The organism is Sulfurimonas sp. (assembly GCF_041583195.1).
GTDB lineage: Bacteria > Campylobacterota > Campylobacteria > Campylobacterales > Sulfurimonadaceae > Sulfurimonas.
In genome coordinates this window covers 250,322-267,698 of record NZ_JBFHGL010000003.1, presented here as the reverse complement: position 1 = coordinate 267,698, position 17,377 = coordinate 250,322, and the positions used below count along the sequence as shown (strand labels likewise).

Genomic DNA, 17,377 nt, shown 5'->3' with positions numbered 1-17,377 from the left:
CATGAGAGAATTTTTAAGCGTAGAAAGAATAGAACCTAGTAAAAGATTAGTCGTAGAGCGTGTAAAAGACTTTGGCGAGATTTATGAATTATTTAGTAAAAATGATGCTGTTAGCCAGAGTGACAGATGTATTCAGTGTGGTGATCCGTTTTGTTTAAATAAATGTCCATTACACAATTACATACCTCAATGGTTAAAAGCTGTAAGTGAAAAAGATATGGAGTTTGCTTTTAAATTATCAAACGAACCATCTCCTTTCCCTGAAGTTATGGGACGTGTATGTCCACATGATAGACTTTGTGAGGGTGACTGTACTTTAAATGACGGTCATGGTGCTATCACTATCGGTTCAGTTGAAACTCATATTACAGAAGAGGGATTTAAAGCTGGGCTTGAACCAGAATTTCCTGGAATTACAACAGATAAAAAAGTAGCTGTTATAGGTAGTGGACCTGCTGGACTTAGTGCTGCAACGTACCTTCTTCGTTCAGGTATAGCTGTAACTATGTATGAAAGATCTGATCGTGCAGGCGGTCTTTTAACATATGGTATTCCAAACTTCAAACTTGATAAAAAGATAGTTGAAAGACGTGTTGAACTTCTTAAAAAAGCCGGCATGGAACTTGTAGTTGACTGTGAAGTTGGTAAAGATATAGACTTTGAAGATATAGCTAAAGAGCATGATGCAATGTTTATAGGTATTGGTGCAACTAAACCAAAAAGTGCTTCGTTAAACGGTGAGCAAGCTCCAAACGTATATAACGCTATGGAATATTTAACATCAATACAACGTAAAAACTTTAAAGCTGATTATGATAAAAAATTCGACTTTAAAGATTTAGATGTTGTTGTTATCGGTGGTGGTGATACTGCTATGGATTGTCTTCGTACTGCAAAACGTGAAGGTGCAAAAAGTGTAACTTGTCTTTACCGTCGTGATGAGAAAAATATGCCTGGATCTAAAAAAGAGTATAAAAATGCTATAGAAGAGGGTGTAGAATTTAACTTTTTAACGTCACCTAAGGAGATAATCCTAGAAGATGGTAAAGCTATAGCTGTAGAAGCTGTTAAGATGAATCTAGGTGCAAAAGATGAGTCTGGTCGTCAGAAAGTTGAAGAGCAAAAAGGAAGTGAGCATAGAGTTAATGCAGATGTCGTTATCATGGCTTTAGGTTTTGATACTGAAGTACCTTCATTTTTAGCTGAAAATGGTATTGAGATCAACAAATGGGGTGAGATTATTGTTGATGAAGATACGCATGAGACTTCAACATCAGGTATCTATGCCGGTGGAGATTGTTACCGTGGAGCTGATCTTGTTGTTACTGCTACGTATGATGGCCGTGAAGCTGCAAGAAGCATAGTAAAATCACTTTTAAAATAATTTATTCCTCAAAAGGTAGCACTATTGTGCTATCTTTGATATAAAAATCATAATACACATAACTTTTACTTTATTTTTGGTATAATCGCACTAATTTAATAATAGATAATTTTAAGGAATTTTTGTGAATCTACTAAATATTTTTTCTAAAATCTCTGATAAACAACCTGTAAAAAACGAAGCATCATCTCACTGGGTAAAGTGTAAATCATGTCATTCTTTAATGTATTACAAAGAGGTTGAAAATCAAAACTACGTATGTCCTAAATGTGGATTCCATTTACGTATAGGTGTGAAAGAGCGTGTAAACCTTTTAGCTGATGAAGGTACGTTCGTAGAACATGATTCTAATTTAAAACCTATAGATCCTTTAAAATTTTCAGATAAAAAAGCATATACTAAACGTATAGAAGAGGGTTTTGAAAAAACAGGCAGATACTCATCTGTTGTTAGTGGAGAGATGAGCTTAAACGGAGTAGATGCTCAAGTAGTTATATTTGACTTTTCATTCATGGGTGGTTCACTAGGTTCTGTTGAGGGTGAAAAGATTGTTCGTGCAGTTAACCGTGCTATTGAGAAAAATCAAGGTGTAATTATTCTTAGTGCATCTGGTGGTGCTAGAATGCAAGAGTCTACTTTCTCTCTTCTTCAAATGAGTAAGACTTCAGCTGCTTTAGCAAAACTGGCTAAACACAATCTTCCTTATATATCAGTTTTAACTGATCCTACTATGGGTGGTGTTAGTGCGTCTTTTGCAACTCTTGGTGATATTATCATAGCTGAACCTGGAGCTCTTATAGGATTTGCAGGACAACGTGTAATTGAGCAGACAATTGGTTCTGAACTTCCAGATGGTTTCCAAAGAGCAGAGTTTTTACTAGAGAAAGGCTCTATAGATATGGTTGTAAATAGAAATAATCTCAAAAAAACTTTGAGTGATCTTCTTACAATGTTCTATAAAAACTAAATTTTAGATATGAAACTTTACGCACTTTGTGATCAAGAGCTTTTAGATTCAAAGGGTGTTTCTGTAGAGGAGTTTGTAAAAACTGCAACCTCTCTCGGAGCTAAAGTAATTCAATATAGAAATAAAACTTCAGATACTACTTTTATAAAACAGCAATTAATTCAAATACGAAAACTATATGACGGTTTTTTAATCGTGAACGACAAATATGAACTCGTAGAGTTTTGTGACGGCGTTCATGTTGGGCAAGAGGACTTAAAAAGCATAGACTCAGATGTTTCGAAAGCTGTCAAAATCCTTCGCAGCGTAATTAAAAAAGATAAACTACTTGGAATCTCTACACATAATGAGCATGAGATTATAGAAGCAAATTCTATGGATTTAAACTATATTGGTCTTGGTGCGTACAGAGATACGTCTACGAAAAAAGATATATCCGGTGTACTTGGCGACAAAGTTGAAGAGCTAGCTAAAGTATCTGTACATCCTGTAGCTGTCATAGGTGGTGTAAAACTTGAGGACCAGTTTGAAAATATCTCTTATAAAGTTATAGGAAGTGGGTTACTAAGATGAAAATAGATATTATCTCTATTGCTAAAAAAGAGAAAACAATCTACGATCCATTATATAAAGACCTTACAAAAATGATAAGCCGCTTTGCAAAAGTCGAAGATATAGAGATTTTTAACAAAGATATTACAAAGGCTCATAACATATCTGCAGAAGCTTCACAAAAAGCATATACTAACGTTTTGGAACCATATTTGAATGCAAATTGCAACATTTTGTTACATCCTGATGGAAAAATAATCGATTCTTATGAATTTAGTAAGCTTTTAGATGGTAAAATCTCGGTTAAATTTTTTATTGGTGGAGCTTATGGTTTTGAAGATGCTTTTTTAGACAAAGCTGACAAAGTTATAAGTTTGGGAAAAATCACTATGAGCCATAAAATTGCGAAAATTGTTTTGTTGGAGCAAATCTATAGAGGTTTTTCGATTTTAACGAATCATCCATATCACAAATAATATAACAAACAATGAAAGAGAGAAAAAGAGTTGCAAGAGAGTGAACTAAACTACTTTAAAGAGATACTTGAAAGTCGTAAAGAACAAATAGAAAAAAATATCAACGGCGTTAACGATGAATTAGATCAGCTAAGTGGACAAGAGTTAAACGATGAAGGTGATCACGCTTCAAACAGCAATAACTCAATGATTGAAAGTGCTATTGTTACTCAACAAAATAAAGAGTTGCAAGAGATTAACGTAACTTTGGGTAAAATATCAGAGAAAACATATGGGATTTGCGAGATGTGTGAAGACCCAATAGGGTTTCAACGTTTAAAAGTTAAACCTCATGCTATTTACTGTATTGATTGTAGAGAGATAGTAGAAAAATCAAAGTAAGGCTTAGTTAATGTATTTAAAAAGATATACGATTGCATCAATGTTTTTGATGATATTTGTAGGGTGGTATGTATATGCGTTTGTATCTCAAGATACTTATGCAATAGATTTTTTCGGAATCCAATTACCGGCTATTTCAATAGCTGTTTTAGTTGTCACACCACTTGTCGTATTTTATATAGCTAGTATGCTGCATATGAGTTTTTATTCATTTATAAATACGCTGGAGCAAAGAAAATATCATAAGGACTACGAAAAGTTTTTAGATGCAGTAAAAGACGCATATCTTGGAAAAAGTTCAAAAGAATACAGTTATAAAACTTCTGCATTCAGCCTTTTAGGTTCTTTAATAAACAACAGTACTGTTTTTCCAAACGGTGCAATATCTTTTCAAGAAGATAATGATAAAACACAAAAAATAGAGCCTGTTCTTAATTTAATCGATTCGATTAAAAACGGAGAGGTAGTTGATCTGAAAAAATATAATCTTGATACAGACAACCCATTAAGAGTTCAAAACGATAAAAACAGATATAAAAACGGTAAACTAAATGCAGAAAAAGTTTTAAGTTCTAAAAATAAGTATTCAGACGAACTATCAAAAAGTGTATATGTAGACTTTGTTAAAGATGCACCGTTATATGCTATTGAGAGTTACAGTGATTATATGACTAAAGAGGCTTTATTTGAGATTTTAGCAAGAGTTAATTCTGATGAAAATACACTTGAAGTAGCAAATGACAGTCTGATAGCATTAGTGTCTAAGTTAGAGTTTACTAGTAACGATTATATAGATATGTCTAAAGCATTGTCTTTACATATGATTCCTGAGCAAAGAATGAAGTTCTTTGAAACACTTAGTGAAAAATATGAAGATGCAATGGATGCATATCTATTTACACTTTTTGATTTAGAGATGATTGATCTTGCTAAAGAGATATTAAATATTTCTCAAGAAGATGAGTTCTTAAAATTTAAATCATATCTTGCTTTAAAAGAATGCGGTAAAAACTACAATATAGAGCTGTTTGTATAGATATGACTTTTACTAAAGAAGGCATAGTCTTTGACAAACCGGCATATGTATTAGCACCACTTGCTGGTTTTACAGATCTCCCTTTTAGAAGTGTTGTGAAAAAATTTGGAGCTGATCTAACTGTAAGTGAAATGATCAGCTCAAACGCTCTTGCTCATGGTTCCGAAAAAACACTTCATATGTTGAAAAAATCACCTCTAGAAGTTCCTTATTCAGTTCAGATTTCTGCAAATGATCCTGATATGGCCAGGCGCGCTGTTGAAATATTAAATGAAAAAGAGGGGATTGACATTATTGATCTCAATTGTGGTTGTCCAGTTCCCAAGGTTTTTGGACACGGTTCAGGATCTGCACTTTTAGATGATCTTCCTCGCCTCAAAGCAATTCTACGCTCTATAAATGAAACTTCAAACAAATCTATGAACTCCGCTAAAATTCGTCTTGGTGTAAACGAAAAAAATCATGTAAATATAGCAAAAAATATTGAAGAGACAGGTGTTGATTTTATTGCTGTTCACGGTAGAACTCGTGCAGGTAAGTACAAGGCACCGGTTGATTATGAAGCTATAAAAGAGGTTAAAGAGGCAGTCTCTATCCCTGTCATTGCAAATGGTGATATTGACTCTTATGAAAAAGCAAAGTGGGTTTTAGAATATACTGGGGCAGATGGTGTAATGATAGGTCGCGGTGCAGTTGGAGCACCATGGATATTTCATCAGCTAAAAACAGGTAAAGCCGAGATTGATATGTCTTTAAGACACGATATTATATTGGAACATTTTGATAAAATAGTTGAGTTCTATGGCGAGCGTGGTGTAGCTATATTTAGAAAACATACTCATACATACTCAAAAGGTTATAGAGGCGCTTCTACATTAAGAGATGAAGTAAATAGAATTAACGATATAAAAGAATATAGAGATGTGATAGATGATTTTTTTAAAAATGGTGAAATGGCATAATGTTAGAGATTTCACAGGATATAAAAAAATTAGATGATAGCGATATAGGTGATAACTTACTTCACTATGACTATAATGTCAAACATCTCCTCTCTTTAATAAAAAAAGGGGTTGATAAAGATGACCCTCAGTATTTAAGCTCATACAGATCTTTTGAAGGCGAAGTATATGAAAACTATCTTTACGAAAAACTTGTAAAGTATGCTGAAAAAAATGATTACATTACAAAGTTTGTACTTAAAGGCTTTCATCAAAATAAGACAAGATCAAACCCCAATACACTGTCTATAAGTGAAAAGCAACAAATAGTATATAGAACAAAAAGCCGTGAAATAAGTGAGTTTGACGCAATGTTTATAACTCAAAAAAATGAGCTTTATTTTGTAGAGATGACGTTAGTAAAAAATGTACTAAAACTAAGAAAAAGACTTAGAAAGAAAAAAGCTCTTTTAGAGATAATATTTCCAAATTATGAGATAAAGTCGTTAATAATACTCAATGAAGGTGCAACAGGTACTAAACAGTTCCCAGACTATTGTAAAGTGTGGTTTACAAAAGAGTTTTCATCTACGAAAGTTTTAGAATATATTTTAGATTCAACAAGAAAACTAAGACCAAAAATCAAATCTGATTCTAAAAAGATGATAGAGGCACATACATTAAAACTTCATCCGTTTAGATACTATAACACGATGAGTTGGATAACAAAAACTCTGCGTGCACATAAAAAGCATATACTTGACTTAGGCTTTTTAATGAATCCTAAGATTCAAAGATATCACGATTTATATAACAAGCTATATATTGGATATATGAATATAAACGAAGCCAAAAAAATACTCAACTTAGAAGAACATTACAATGAAGATCAAAGAGTTGTAGTAGCTATAGAGAAAAAACACTCTGATGAGATAGTTTTAACTTACTATATCCAGTTTAGTCGTAAGAAACTATATCTTTACTCTTTTAATGATGATAATGAACAGGTTAAAGAGAAAAAAGATCCGTACGGTATTACCGTAACGGAAGTTTTTCATATAAATAAAATGATGGATAACTCTTATGAGTTAAACGAGAGTAATATAAAATTTATTAAAAAATTACTCTCAGGCGTTGTACGAGATAGTTGAAGCTTTTTGCGAGTATGACTTAACACCTGAATCATTTTGAATCTCATGGCTATTTAAAAAGTTATCAAGCATCTGTTGATGATCTTGTAAGATCACGTTAAACTCTTCCTGTGAAGTTGGTTTATCGTCGCTAAATCTATCTAAAAGAACATTATTAGAACCCATCATTACCAAATAACTCTGGTCCATAAAATCAAGCATTACAACGCTGTTGTTTTCATCTATACTTTTTTGAAATCTTATACTTACATCTGTATTTTGAGTTCCGTTACTATTAGATATTACATTTAGATCTGTTTGCTTCTGATCTTTTGTTTGTTTATCTTGAAAAGTATTGTTTTTAGGAGTAACTTTTCTTTTTATGTAAAACAATATAAGAATTCCTATTACTAGTATAGTAACAACTATATAATAGCTTTGTGTCATATCATCTGCTTTTTTGGTAGGTAAGTGTGAAAGATTTGTTGGTTGTTCGTCATCCATAGATAAAAGTTTTGCTTCAGTTTTATTTGTTGTCGTAACGTTTTTTTGAAACCTAAGTCTTAAACCGTAAGCATCTGCTGTTTTGGATACCTTTAAATCTACACCATCCGTTACCGAAGCAATCAATTGAACATAGTTTGAAAGCGGTGTAATAGCAAGTGTTTTTATATATTTTGAAGATACTTGTTTTAGTTTTGAAGATTCAATTGAAGCGCCTTCTAACTTTACTAATATTTTTCTTGTAGATGATGATGTTGATGATATGCTTTTTTTGATAACACCGTGGTACGGCACGTCAAAAGTTATCATAACATCGGCTCTATCTGTTCTGTCATATATGTTATAGCTAAGTATTTTTGAACCAAAAATACTTATAGGTAGTATAAAAAGTAAAATTATTTTTATCATAAACGCTCTTTTGAGAGGTGATATAGCACGGCACTAGAGTCTAAAATTTCATTTATACGAATAGCAAGGTTTTTCTCGTAAACCATTACCTCGCCTTTACCTAAAATACGACCGTTTACATAAGCTTCCACAGATTCACCTGCAGGTTTTCCAAGATCTATAATAGTACCTTTGTTCCAGTTTAGTATATCAGCAATAGTTTGTCTAGTTTCACCAAGGTCAGATACAAATTCTACTTCCATGTCTAAAAGACCGGAATAGTCCATCCATGAAAGTTCTTCATTTTCATCATATTCTGGTGGTTGTTCGCCGTAGTGTTTTCTTCTATGAGGCATTAATTAAAGTTCCTTAATTGCAATAGATAGTTTACTATCGTCTATTATGAAGCTTTTTAAACTGTCGTATTCAAAATCAAAATTTCCGTCTTTTTCAAAAAACGGTGTATTAATATTGTACGACTCGTCAGACTCTTCAGCCAAGACTTTAGCACTCCCTACTATAAGATTTGTTGTTTCTAGAAGCATATCATGAAGTGTTTCATCGTCACTTTCTTCTTCTTCAAGAAAAATGTACGATACCTTTTGTACAAAGGCTTTTTCAGCAATTATATAAACTCTATGCTTCTCTCCACTATTTGCATCTATATCGATGTAAGCAATAAGTGTTCTATCTTTATTTAATTCTTCATTCGTTGTATATTCAGACCTTATTTGGTGTATACAAAAATTCTCAGCAGCTTTTATAATATTGTTAAACATTTTCATCCTTAAAGTTAAAATAATTATACTTCATAAATTCTCAAATATATATTAAAGTAGCTTATGGGTATAATTCGAAAAAAGTTTTGGGTAGTATATGTTTGAATTATTGGCTGTCGGAACTATTGTCGGTTTTTTATCAGGCTTCTTTGGCATTGGCGGTGGAACAGTTCTGGTACCTATACTTTTAGCTTTAGGTTATGATACAAAAGTAGCAATAGGTATATCTGTAGTTCAAATGGTGTTTAGTTCCATATATGGAAGTTATCTAAATAAAAAGAACGGTTCGCTTGATCTGAGCATAGTCCTTTATTTGGGGATAGGTGGATTTATCGGTGCTACACTTAGCGGAAGTTTAGCAGCTTATTTTAGTAATACTACTTTAGAGATAGTTTTTCTTTTATTTGCTACATTTGCACTCATAAGATTGTTTTTTAAAATACCTGAGTATAAAGAGCAAAGAGAAGTTAACAAAATTGTATTGTTGATTATTGGTTTATTTGTCGGTTCTTTGAGTATGATGATAGGTGTAGGCGGAAGTATACTAATAGTTCCGATTTTGGTAGGCTTCTTGCATATTGATTTAAAACGTGCAATATCTGCAGGATTGTTTTTTGTTGTATTTTCCTCAGTACCAGGTTTTATATCGCACTATCTAAATGGTCATATAGATATGAATGCAGGGCTTATTATAGGTATGTCATCGTTACTTGGTGTTTATTATGGAATACATTTCAAACAGAAAATACAAACATCACTTCAAAGAAAGCTTATAGTGGTGTTTTATGTAAGTGTTGTGTCATATCTATCGTATAGAGTGATTAGTTTAATTTAATGATTTATAAAAAGAGAAGTATATGAAAAAAGATGTTATAAAAATTACAGGTGCAAGAGAAAATAATTTAAAAAATATAAATTTAACTATACCGAAAAACGAACTCATCGTTATGACAGGTTTAAGTGGTAGCGGTAAATCGACACTAGCCTTTGATACACTTTATGCAGAGGGTCAAAGACGGTATATGGAATCACTATCATCATATGCAAGACAGTTCTTAGACAGAGTTGGAAAACCTGATGTTGATAAGATTGACGGTTTAACTCCCGCCATAGCAATCGATCAAAAAACAACTTCAAAAAATCCACGTTCAACTGTTGGGACAATAACAGAGATATATGACTATTTTAGACTTCTTTTTGCACGTGTCGGTGTACAGCATTGTCATAAGTGTGGCAAAGAGATTTCACAAATGAGTGCATCTGACATTATAAACGAGGTTGCAAAACTGCCAGAGGGTGCAAAGCTTGTTCTTTTAGCCCCGCTAGTAAGAGAGAAAAAAGGTTCATACGCTGATCTATTAGAATCACTTGTACATAAAGGTTATGTACGTGCACAGATCGATGGTGTAATGGTTAGACTTGATGAAGAGATTGAGCTATCTAAAACCAAAAAACATACTATTAAAGTTGTAATAGACAGGGTAGTTGTAAAGCCTGAAAATAAAGAGCGTATCGCATCTGCTGTTGAGAAAGCACTTAAGCAGAGTTACGGTGAGCTTGAGATCGATATTATGAATGCGAAAGAGCTTGATTTAAAAGATGAACATATACACTACTCTGAACACAATGCCTGTTTTGACTGTAAAATAAGTTTTGATCCTCTAGAACCACTTTCATTTTCATTTAACTCACCAAAAGGTGCATGTAGCGAGTGTGATGGTCTTGGACTTCGTTATGCACTCGATCAAGATAAAATTATAGACGGTGATCTTAGCATAGAAAAAGGTGCTGTAAAGATAGTATATGGTTTTAATAAGGGTTACTACTTTACATTCTTAAAAGGCTTCTGTGAAGCTAATGAGATAGACATTACGGTACCATACAGAGAACTGCCTACACATCAACAAAAAGCTATACTTCACGGTAGTATAGATGAAGTTGAATTTTTATGGAAAAAGCATACTGTAAAAAGAATTTTTCCTGGAATTATCCGAATAGCATACGATATGTTCAAAGATGAGAAAGACTTAGCAGACTATATGAGTGAAAAAGTTTGTAACGTGTGTGGTTCTCATAGACTTAAACAGGAATCTTTAGCTGTTAAAGTAGGTGAAATGGGTATAGCAAACTTACTTGACATGCCGATATCTACAACTTATGAATGGTTTGAGGATAAGGCTAATTTTAAACATTTTGATCCACAACAGGAGATGATCTCGGCTCCTATTTTAAATGAGATCAGAGAGAGGTTGTTTTTCTTGCATGATGTAGGGCTTGGTTATATAACTCTTGGTCGTGATGCAAGAACGATCAGCGGTGGTGAAGCACAAAGAATCAGGATTGCATCTCAAATAGGTTCAGGTTTAACGGGAGTTATGTATGTGCTTGATGAACCTAGTATCGGTTTACATGAACGCGATACTCTAAAGCTTATTCGCACACTTAGAAGTCTCCAGGAAAAGGGAAATACAGTTATAGTTGTTGAGCATGACAAGGAGACGATTGAGCATGCAGATTATATTGTAGATATTGGTGAGGGTGCCGGTAAATTTGGTGGTAATGTTGTCTTTAGCGGTACACTAGATAAACTAAAAAAAGCAAAAACAACTACGGCGGATTATCTTTTTGGTCGTAAAAAGATAGAGTATTTTCATAGACGTAAGCAAAACAACTGGATAGAGATCAAAAATGTAACTCTAAACAATATAAATAACCTTAGTGCGAAGATACCACTAGAGAATTTTGTATGTATTACAGGTGTTAGCGGAAGTGGTAAAAGCTCACTTATGCTTCAGACTCTTCTTCCTACTGCACGTGAACTGTTGAATCATGCTAGAAAAGTAAATAAAGTAGCTGGTGTAGAGATAACAGGACTTGAAAATGTAGATAAGGTGATCTACCTTGATCAAAGCCCGATAGGTCGAACACCAAGAAGTAATCCTGCTACATATACAGGTGTAATGGATGAGATCAGAAACCTTTTTGCTCAGACAAAAGAATCTCAGATCAGAGGTTACACTTCATCTAGATTTTCTTTTAACGTAAAAGGCGGTAGATGTGAGAAATGTCAGGGTGAGGGTGAAAACAAGATAGAGATGCACTTTTTACCGGATATTATGGTTAAGTGTGATGCTTGTCATGGTCAGCGTTATAACTTACAAACATTAGAAGTTTTATACAAAGGTAAGACTATTAGTGATGTTTTAAATATGAGCGTTGAAGAGGCTTATGAGTTTTTCAAAACAATACCAAAGATAAAACAGAAGATGAAAACACTTGTAGATGTAGGTCTTGGTTATATCACTCTTGGTCAAAATGCGGTAACACTATCTGGTGGTGAAGCTCAACGTATTAAATTAAGTAAAGAACTAAGCCGTAAAGATACAGGAAAAACTCTTTATATTTTAGATGAACCAACAACTGGTCTACACTTTGCAGATGTTGATAGACTTACAAAAGTATTACACCATTTTGTGGAGCTTGGAAACTCCGTGCTTATAATAGAACATAACCTAGATATGATTAAAAATGCAGATTATATTATAGATATGGGACCAGAAGGGGGAAGCGGTGGCGGACTTGTCATTGCAGAAGGGACACCTGAAGAGCTTGCAAACAGTTATAAACAAACAGGCTCTTATACCGGAGAGTATTTAGAAAAAGAGTTGGCACTGCATAAATAATTTAAATACCTTTGAAGACTCTCTTAAAGTAATTATTACAATTTTTATAGATTATATCATTTTTAGAAAATCTTAGTATAATTTCAAAAAATAAATTAAGGTATCATTATGTCAACATATATTTTCGGTCATACAAATCCTGATAGTGATTCTATTGTAGGTGCTATCTCTCTTTCATATTTAAAAAATCAACTTGGTGAAGATTGTATCCCAACACGTCAAGGAAAAATTTCTGCCGAGACGGACTTTATATTAAACAAATTTGATGGACAAACACCTGAATTAAAAACTTCTTATGCAGGTGAGTCTGTTTATTTAGTAGATTTTTCTGACTATGCTCAAGCTCCTGAAGATATTAAAGAAGCTACAATACTTGGTATAGTGGATCATCACAAACTAGGTGATATCACAACAGATACTCCACTAGAGTGCTGGATCAGACCAATTGGATGTTCAAATACTGTAGTATATGAGATGTACAGATCTTTCGGTGTTGAAATTCCTAAAAATATCGCTGGTATGATGATGTGTGCAATACTTAGTGATACTGTAATTTTTAAATCTCCAACTTGTACAAAAGCAGATACAAAAGCTGTAAAAGAGTTAGCAGAAATTGCAGGTGTTCAAGATTATAAAGCACTTGGTATGGAGATGTTTTTAGTAAAATCTGCAGTTGATGGTGCAAGTGCAAGAGACCTAAATACAAGAGACTTTAAAGCATTTGAAATGAATGGTGCAAAAGTTGGTGTAAATCAGCTTGAAGTTGTTGATCTAAGTGTATTTGATGACAAAAAAGATATGATCTTTGAAGATATGGCTAAGATGAAAGAGGAAGAGGGACTTCATACAATGCTTGTTCTTTTAACTGATATCATGAAAGAAGGAAGCCAGCTTCTATGTCTTAGTGATGATGTAAGTAAAGTGGAGAGTGCATTTAAATGCAAACTTGAAGATAACCAAGTATGGCTTGATGGTGTATTAAGCCGTAAGAAACAAGTTATTCCTTTCTTACAGCCACAATTTTAATATATTTATATTTTATTCAGCAATAATTAGTCTGTTAAAGTATACATCCTCAACGGTTGTATTTGATAGATTACGATTAATATTGCTGATTATAGCTTCTTTAACTTTGTAACTTCGGACATCACTTTCATGTTGATTCATAATAGCTTCAATAACAGAGTGTCTTATAACAGTGCTTTTTGATTTTATTTCATCATCTACACCTATAGCCATACCCCAGCCATCTGGTTTATCATACTTTGCAGATATATTTGCAATTACTTTCTTACCGTTTCCTATATTTATTTCAAAATCACCTAAATCTACAATTCCGTTTTCTTTAATCTCTACAGCTGTAGAGTAATATCTTTTTTTTGCTATTTTTTCTTTCATTCTAAAGTCCATACTTGTGTCAACTTTTTTCAAATTAGAAAAATCTGATGTAACAAATGCGTAATATACAAGTCCGGCTAAAAATGCAAAAATTGTTAAAAAAATAATTATATTTTTGAATTTTTCATTCATTAAAAACTCCTTAATGTGATGATTATATCAAAAAATCAATATAATAATTTTTAATTTATATATAGATATCTTTTTATTTTTTTTGTTGGTGTTTTTATAAACGGCTCACGTTGCTCTTCAAACTTAACCATTCTCGAAAATGATGATATTTTTGAATTTACATCATTGCGCATTTCTTCTAGTAATTCATTTATCTTCTCAAGCATCTCATTACTACTGATACTGGCACCATTATATAGTTCATCTATTTTTTCGTAATCTAAATGTATTTTTGCTATTAGTTTTGTATCTTTTTGAATCATTAGTGAATCTATAACAAGTTCATGCTGATTTATAATATACTCTATCTGTTCAGGATAAATATTTTCACCGCTTGGACCAAGTATCATATTTTTGCTTCTGCCGCTAATAAAAAGGTAACCGTCTTCATCCAAGTAACCGAGATCACCTGTATGTATCCATCCGTCATCTTCTAATATCTCTTTGGTTTTTTGCTCATCTTTATAATATCCCTTCATTATACTTGGACCTCTGGCATATATTTCGCCTTCACCGCTATATGGATTTTTATCACGTATATCTATCTCTACTCCATACATGGCAGGCCCAGTAGACTTTATTTTTGTAACTAGCTTATCTGGAGTTGCACATAATAACGGAGCAGTCTCACTCATGCCATAACCTACTACATAAGGAAAATCACCATCATACAAAAACTGCTCTATATATTCTGGTAAACCTGCACCACCGAGGCCTAATAACCTTAATCTTCCGCCAAATGTTTGATATAGCTTTTTAGCTGCAATTTTATTTAACTTCTTTCTAAAAAATGGAATTTTATACAGGTTTTTTGTTATGGTTGATGAGTTGATTTTAGATAAAACTTTGTTTTTATAAATTTTTTCCATAACCAGCGGTACACTTAACATAAATGTAGGTTTTGTAGTTTCAAACGCTTTTATTAACACACTTGGTGTCGGTGTTTTCTTTAGGTATTGGATACTTGAACCGTGAAGTATTGGAATAATCATCCCTACAGTACATTCAAAAACATGTGCAAGCGGTAATATAGATAATAAAACATCATCTTCTTTTATGTCAAATACGCAAAATGAACTCATTGCATTTGTCGTAATGTTTTTATGTGAAAGCATTACGCCTTTTGAATGCCCTGTGGTTCCAGAGGTATAAATTATAGATGCTATGTCATCATCAAAAACTTTATCTTGAGTGTCACTAATAGTTTGTTGTATTTTTTTCTTAAGTTTATCTATATAGCTTTCATTACTTAGTTCATGAAGGATCTCAAAAGATTCCAAATTTATTACAAACTCTATACTTTTATCTTCAAAATCTTCTATAGTTTGCTGATGTTTAGATGATACAAAAACAGCTTTTGAATCGGAATGCTTAATAATATGATGCACATCTGAGGGATGAAAATCCGGCAGAACAGGAACAACTACCGCTCCAAAGGAAACAATTGAAAAATAGGCAATACCCCAGTTTGGCATATTCTCACTAAGAAGTAAAACTTTATCACCTTTTTTGATTCCTAGTTCTTTTAAAAGTGTAGATATCTCAAGAACTTTTTTATAAAACTTTTCATACGTAATTCTCTCTTGCCCTACAAATGATACAAGGTCCCTTTTTCCATACATAGAGGCTGATCTTTCTAGCATTGTCACAAGTGTATAATCTTTTATATTTTCATACGGGTAGTCCATATTAAACTCTTATTTTGAATTAATTTTGTATCATTATACATAAAAAATATTTCCATAAAATACAAAGGTCAACTCTTGAGTAGAAGAAATAAAAATACCGATAATAAAAGAAACACCGTAGCTTTTACTCAAAAAGATTTTCTTCCTACAACCAGGGAAGAAATGGACAAACTTGGCTGGAAACAATGTGATGTTATTTTAGTAAGCGGTGATTCTTATATTGACTCACCATTTATCGGTATAGCCGTTGTTGGAAGAATGTTAGAGAGATTAGGTTACAAAGTAGGGATCATTGCTCAGCCTGATGTAAAAAGCGATAAAGATATTAAACGTTTGGGTGAACCTAGATTATACTGGGGGATCAGTGGTGGAAGTGTTGATTCAATGGTTTCAAACTACACTGCTACAAAGAAGTTCAGAAACTCTGATGATTATACACCTGGTGGAAAAAACAATAAGCGTCCAGATCGCGCTGTAAGTGTTTATTGTAATCTTGTTCGCAGATATTTTAAAAATACTGCTCCTCTGGTACTTGGTGGTATAGAAGCATCTCTTAGACGTGTAACGCATTATGATTACTGGCAAAACAAACTAAAAAAACCTGTTCTTTTTGATTCTAAAGCAGATATATTGGTTTATGGAATGGGTGAGATAGCAATAGAGCAGTTGACCCGTGCACTAGATAATGGAGATGATTATAAAGAGATCAGAGGTATATGCTATATCTCCAAAGATCCAAATTACGAATATATTCAGCTTCCAAGTCATCAAGAGTGTTTAGATAATAAAGAAAAATATATAGATCTGTTTGATGCGTTTTATGACAATAATGATCCTATAAGTGCAAATGGACTATGTCAGCAGGTAGATAATCGTTATCTTATTCAAAATCCACCATGTGATTATCTGACTGAGGATGAGATGGATGCAAACTCTAATCTGCCATATACTAGAGAGTTACACCCATACTATGCAAAAGATGGAAAAGTTAAGTGTTTAGATACTATCAAGTTTTCAATAATGACACATCATGGATGTTGGGGTGAGTGTAATTTTTGTGCAATAGGTGTTCATCAAGGGCGTACTATCCGCACAAGAAGCGAAGATAATATTTTAAACGAAGCAAAAGAGTTTAACAAGTATAAAGATTACAAAGGGATCATCAGTGATGTCGGTGGGCCTACGGCTAATATGTATGGATATGAATGTAATAAAAAGCTAAAACTTGGTACTTGTGATCATCAGCGTTGTGTAGATGCAGATCATCTGTGTAAATCTATGAAAGTAGATCACTCTCGTAATATAGATCTTTTAAAACGTATACGCGGCGTTGAAGGTGTAAGAAAGGCTTTTGTAGCCAGCGGTGTAAGATATGATCTGATAAATGCGGATAAAAAACACGGCTATAGCTATTTAAAAGAGATGGTAAAACACCATATCTCCGGACAAATGAAAGTAGCACCTGAACATACACAACAACGTGTGCTAGAATTGATGGGAAAACCTGGCAAACAAGAACTTGTAGAATTTAAAAAATTATATGACAAGTTAAACAAAGAAGAGGGTAAAAATCAGTTTCTAACATATTACCTGATAGCTGCGCATCCTGGATGTAAAGAATCAGATATGCATGAGCTTAAAAGGTTTACGCAAAATGAACTGAAAATGAACCCTGAACAAGCTCAAGTATTTACTCCTACACCAGGAACATACTCTGCAGTGATGTACTACACCGAAATGGACCATGTCACAAGAGAGAAAATTTTTGTTGAAAAAGATACAAAAAGAAAAGAGAAACAAAAGCAGATAGTTATAAAAAAAGATACTTTTACAAGCGGTTTTTCTTCTTAAATAAATATAGTTATTTTATAAAACCGCGCAAATTTTAGCAATTATTGTT

17 protein-coding genes are annotated in these 17,377 nt (G+C 33.1%); 12 read left to right on the top strand and 5 right to left on the bottom strand.

Annotation, left to right across the window (positions count from 1 at the left end; genetic code table 11):
• The first annotated feature begins 1 nt into the window (after window position 1).
• From ABZA65_RS04735 to ABZA65_RS04700, 8 genes are all read left to right on the top strand, one after another.
• Window positions 2-1,384, top strand: a complete 1,383-nt coding sequence (locus ABZA65_RS04735) for a glutamate synthase subunit beta (RefSeq protein WP_373071136.1) — start codon at window positions 2-4, stop codon at window positions 1,382-1,384.
• 124 nt (window positions 1,385-1,508) lie between these two features.
• Window positions 1,509-2,351, top strand: a complete 843-nt coding sequence (gene accD, locus ABZA65_RS04730; protein ID WP_373071134.1) for an acetyl-CoA carboxylase, carboxyltransferase subunit beta — start codon at window positions 1,509-1,511, stop codon at window positions 2,349-2,351.
• 9 nt (window positions 2,352-2,360) lie between these two features.
• Window positions 2,361-2,924, top strand: coding sequence for a thiamine phosphate synthase (locus ABZA65_RS04725; protein WP_373071132.1), 564 nt, complete (start codon window positions 2,361-2,363; stop codon window positions 2,922-2,924).
• A complete protein-coding gene (locus ABZA65_RS04720) occupies window positions 2,921-3,379 on the top strand; it encodes a 23S rRNA (pseudouridine(1915)-N(3))-methyltransferase RlmH (protein ID WP_373071130.1) in 459 nt (152 codons plus the stop codon). Before ABZA65_RS04725 ends, ABZA65_RS04720 begins: the two co-directional genes overlap by 4 nt.
• A 30-nt stretch (window positions 3,380-3,409) precedes the next feature.
• Window positions 3,410-3,760: an RNA polymerase-binding protein DksA gene (gene dksA, locus ABZA65_RS04715; RefSeq protein WP_373071128.1), complete on the top strand. Its 351-nt coding sequence runs from the start codon at window positions 3,410-3,412 to the stop codon at window positions 3,758-3,760.
• Between the two features lie 10 nt (window positions 3,761-3,770).
• Window positions 3,771-4,796 (top strand): hypothetical protein, encoded by a 1,026-nt coding sequence (locus ABZA65_RS04710; RefSeq protein WP_373071126.1) that lies wholly within the window; start codon window positions 3,771-3,773, stop codon window positions 4,794-4,796.
• Window positions 4,797-4,798: 2 nt separating this feature from the next.
• Window positions 4,799-5,758: a tRNA dihydrouridine synthase DusB gene (gene dusB / locus ABZA65_RS04705; RefSeq protein WP_373071124.1), complete on the top strand. Its 960-nt coding sequence runs from the start codon at window positions 4,799-4,801 to the stop codon at window positions 5,756-5,758.
• Window positions 5,758-6,888, top strand: coding sequence for a hypothetical protein (locus ABZA65_RS04700; protein WP_373071122.1), 1,131 nt, complete (start codon window positions 5,758-5,760; stop codon window positions 6,886-6,888). The genes dusB and ABZA65_RS04700 overlap by 1 nt, the downstream gene beginning before the upstream one ends.
• On the opposite strand, the gene ABZA65_RS04695 is transcribed toward ABZA65_RS04700, so the two are convergent.
• From ABZA65_RS04695 to ABZA65_RS04685, 3 genes are read right to left on the bottom strand one after another with little or no spacing between them, the layout of a single operon-like run.
• Entirely contained in the window at window positions 6,865-7,779 is a 915-nt protein-coding gene (locus ABZA65_RS04695) for a hypothetical protein (protein WP_373071120.1), read from the bottom strand. The genes ABZA65_RS04700 and ABZA65_RS04695 overlap by 24 nt on opposite strands.
• Entirely contained in the window at window positions 7,776-8,114 is a 339-nt protein-coding gene (gene fliN, locus ABZA65_RS04690; protein WP_373071118.1) for a flagellar motor switch protein FliN, read from the bottom strand. The genes ABZA65_RS04695 and fliN overlap by 4 nt, the downstream gene beginning before the upstream one ends.
• 3 nt (window positions 8,115-8,117) lie before the next feature.
• Window positions 8,118-8,537: a chemotaxis protein CheX gene (locus tag ABZA65_RS04685; RefSeq protein WP_373071116.1), complete on the bottom strand. Its 420-nt coding sequence runs from the start codon at window positions 8,535-8,537 to the stop codon at window positions 8,118-8,120.
• A gap of 97 nt (window positions 8,538-8,634) precedes the next feature.
• Between ABZA65_RS04685 and ABZA65_RS04680 the strand changes: the two genes are divergently transcribed.
• From ABZA65_RS04680 to ABZA65_RS04670, 3 genes are all read left to right on the top strand, one after another.
• On the top strand, window positions 8,635-9,372 hold the full coding sequence (locus ABZA65_RS04680; protein ID WP_373071114.1) for a sulfite exporter TauE/SafE family protein: 738 nt from the start codon (window positions 8,635-8,637) through the stop codon (window positions 9,370-9,372).
• Between the two features lie 22 nt (window positions 9,373-9,394).
• A complete protein-coding gene (uvrA, locus tag ABZA65_RS04675) occupies window positions 9,395-12,220 on the top strand; it encodes an excinuclease ABC subunit UvrA (protein ID WP_373071112.1) in 2,826 nt (941 codons plus the stop codon).
• Between the two features lie 108 nt (window positions 12,221-12,328).
• Complete coding sequence (locus ABZA65_RS04670) at window positions 12,329-13,246, top strand: manganese-dependent inorganic pyrophosphatase (RefSeq protein ID WP_373071110.1); 918 nt, start codon at window positions 12,329-12,331, stop codon at window positions 13,244-13,246.
• A 12-nt stretch (window positions 13,247-13,258) separates the two neighbouring features.
• On the opposite strand, the gene ABZA65_RS04665 is transcribed toward ABZA65_RS04670, so the two are convergent.
• Both ABZA65_RS04665 and ABZA65_RS04660 read right to left on the bottom strand, forming a co-directional pair.
• Complete coding sequence (locus ABZA65_RS04665) at window positions 13,259-13,750, bottom strand: flagellar basal body-associated FliL family protein (protein WP_373071108.1); 492 nt, start codon at window positions 13,748-13,750, stop codon at window positions 13,259-13,261.
• A gap of 50 nt (window positions 13,751-13,800) precedes the next feature.
• Window positions 13,801-15,477 (bottom strand): AMP-binding protein, encoded by a 1,677-nt coding sequence (locus ABZA65_RS04660; RefSeq protein WP_373071106.1) that lies wholly within the window; start codon window positions 15,475-15,477, stop codon window positions 13,801-13,803.
• A 75-nt stretch (window positions 15,478-15,552) separates the two neighbouring features.
• Between ABZA65_RS04660 and ABZA65_RS04655 the strand changes: the two genes are divergently transcribed.
• The gene (locus ABZA65_RS04655) at window positions 15,553-17,328 is read left to right on the top strand and encodes a YgiQ family radical SAM protein (RefSeq protein WP_373071104.1); all 1,776 of its coding nucleotides are present in this window, start codon (window positions 15,553-15,555) and stop codon (window positions 17,326-17,328) included.
• Window positions 17,329-17,377: the final 49 nt, after the last annotated feature.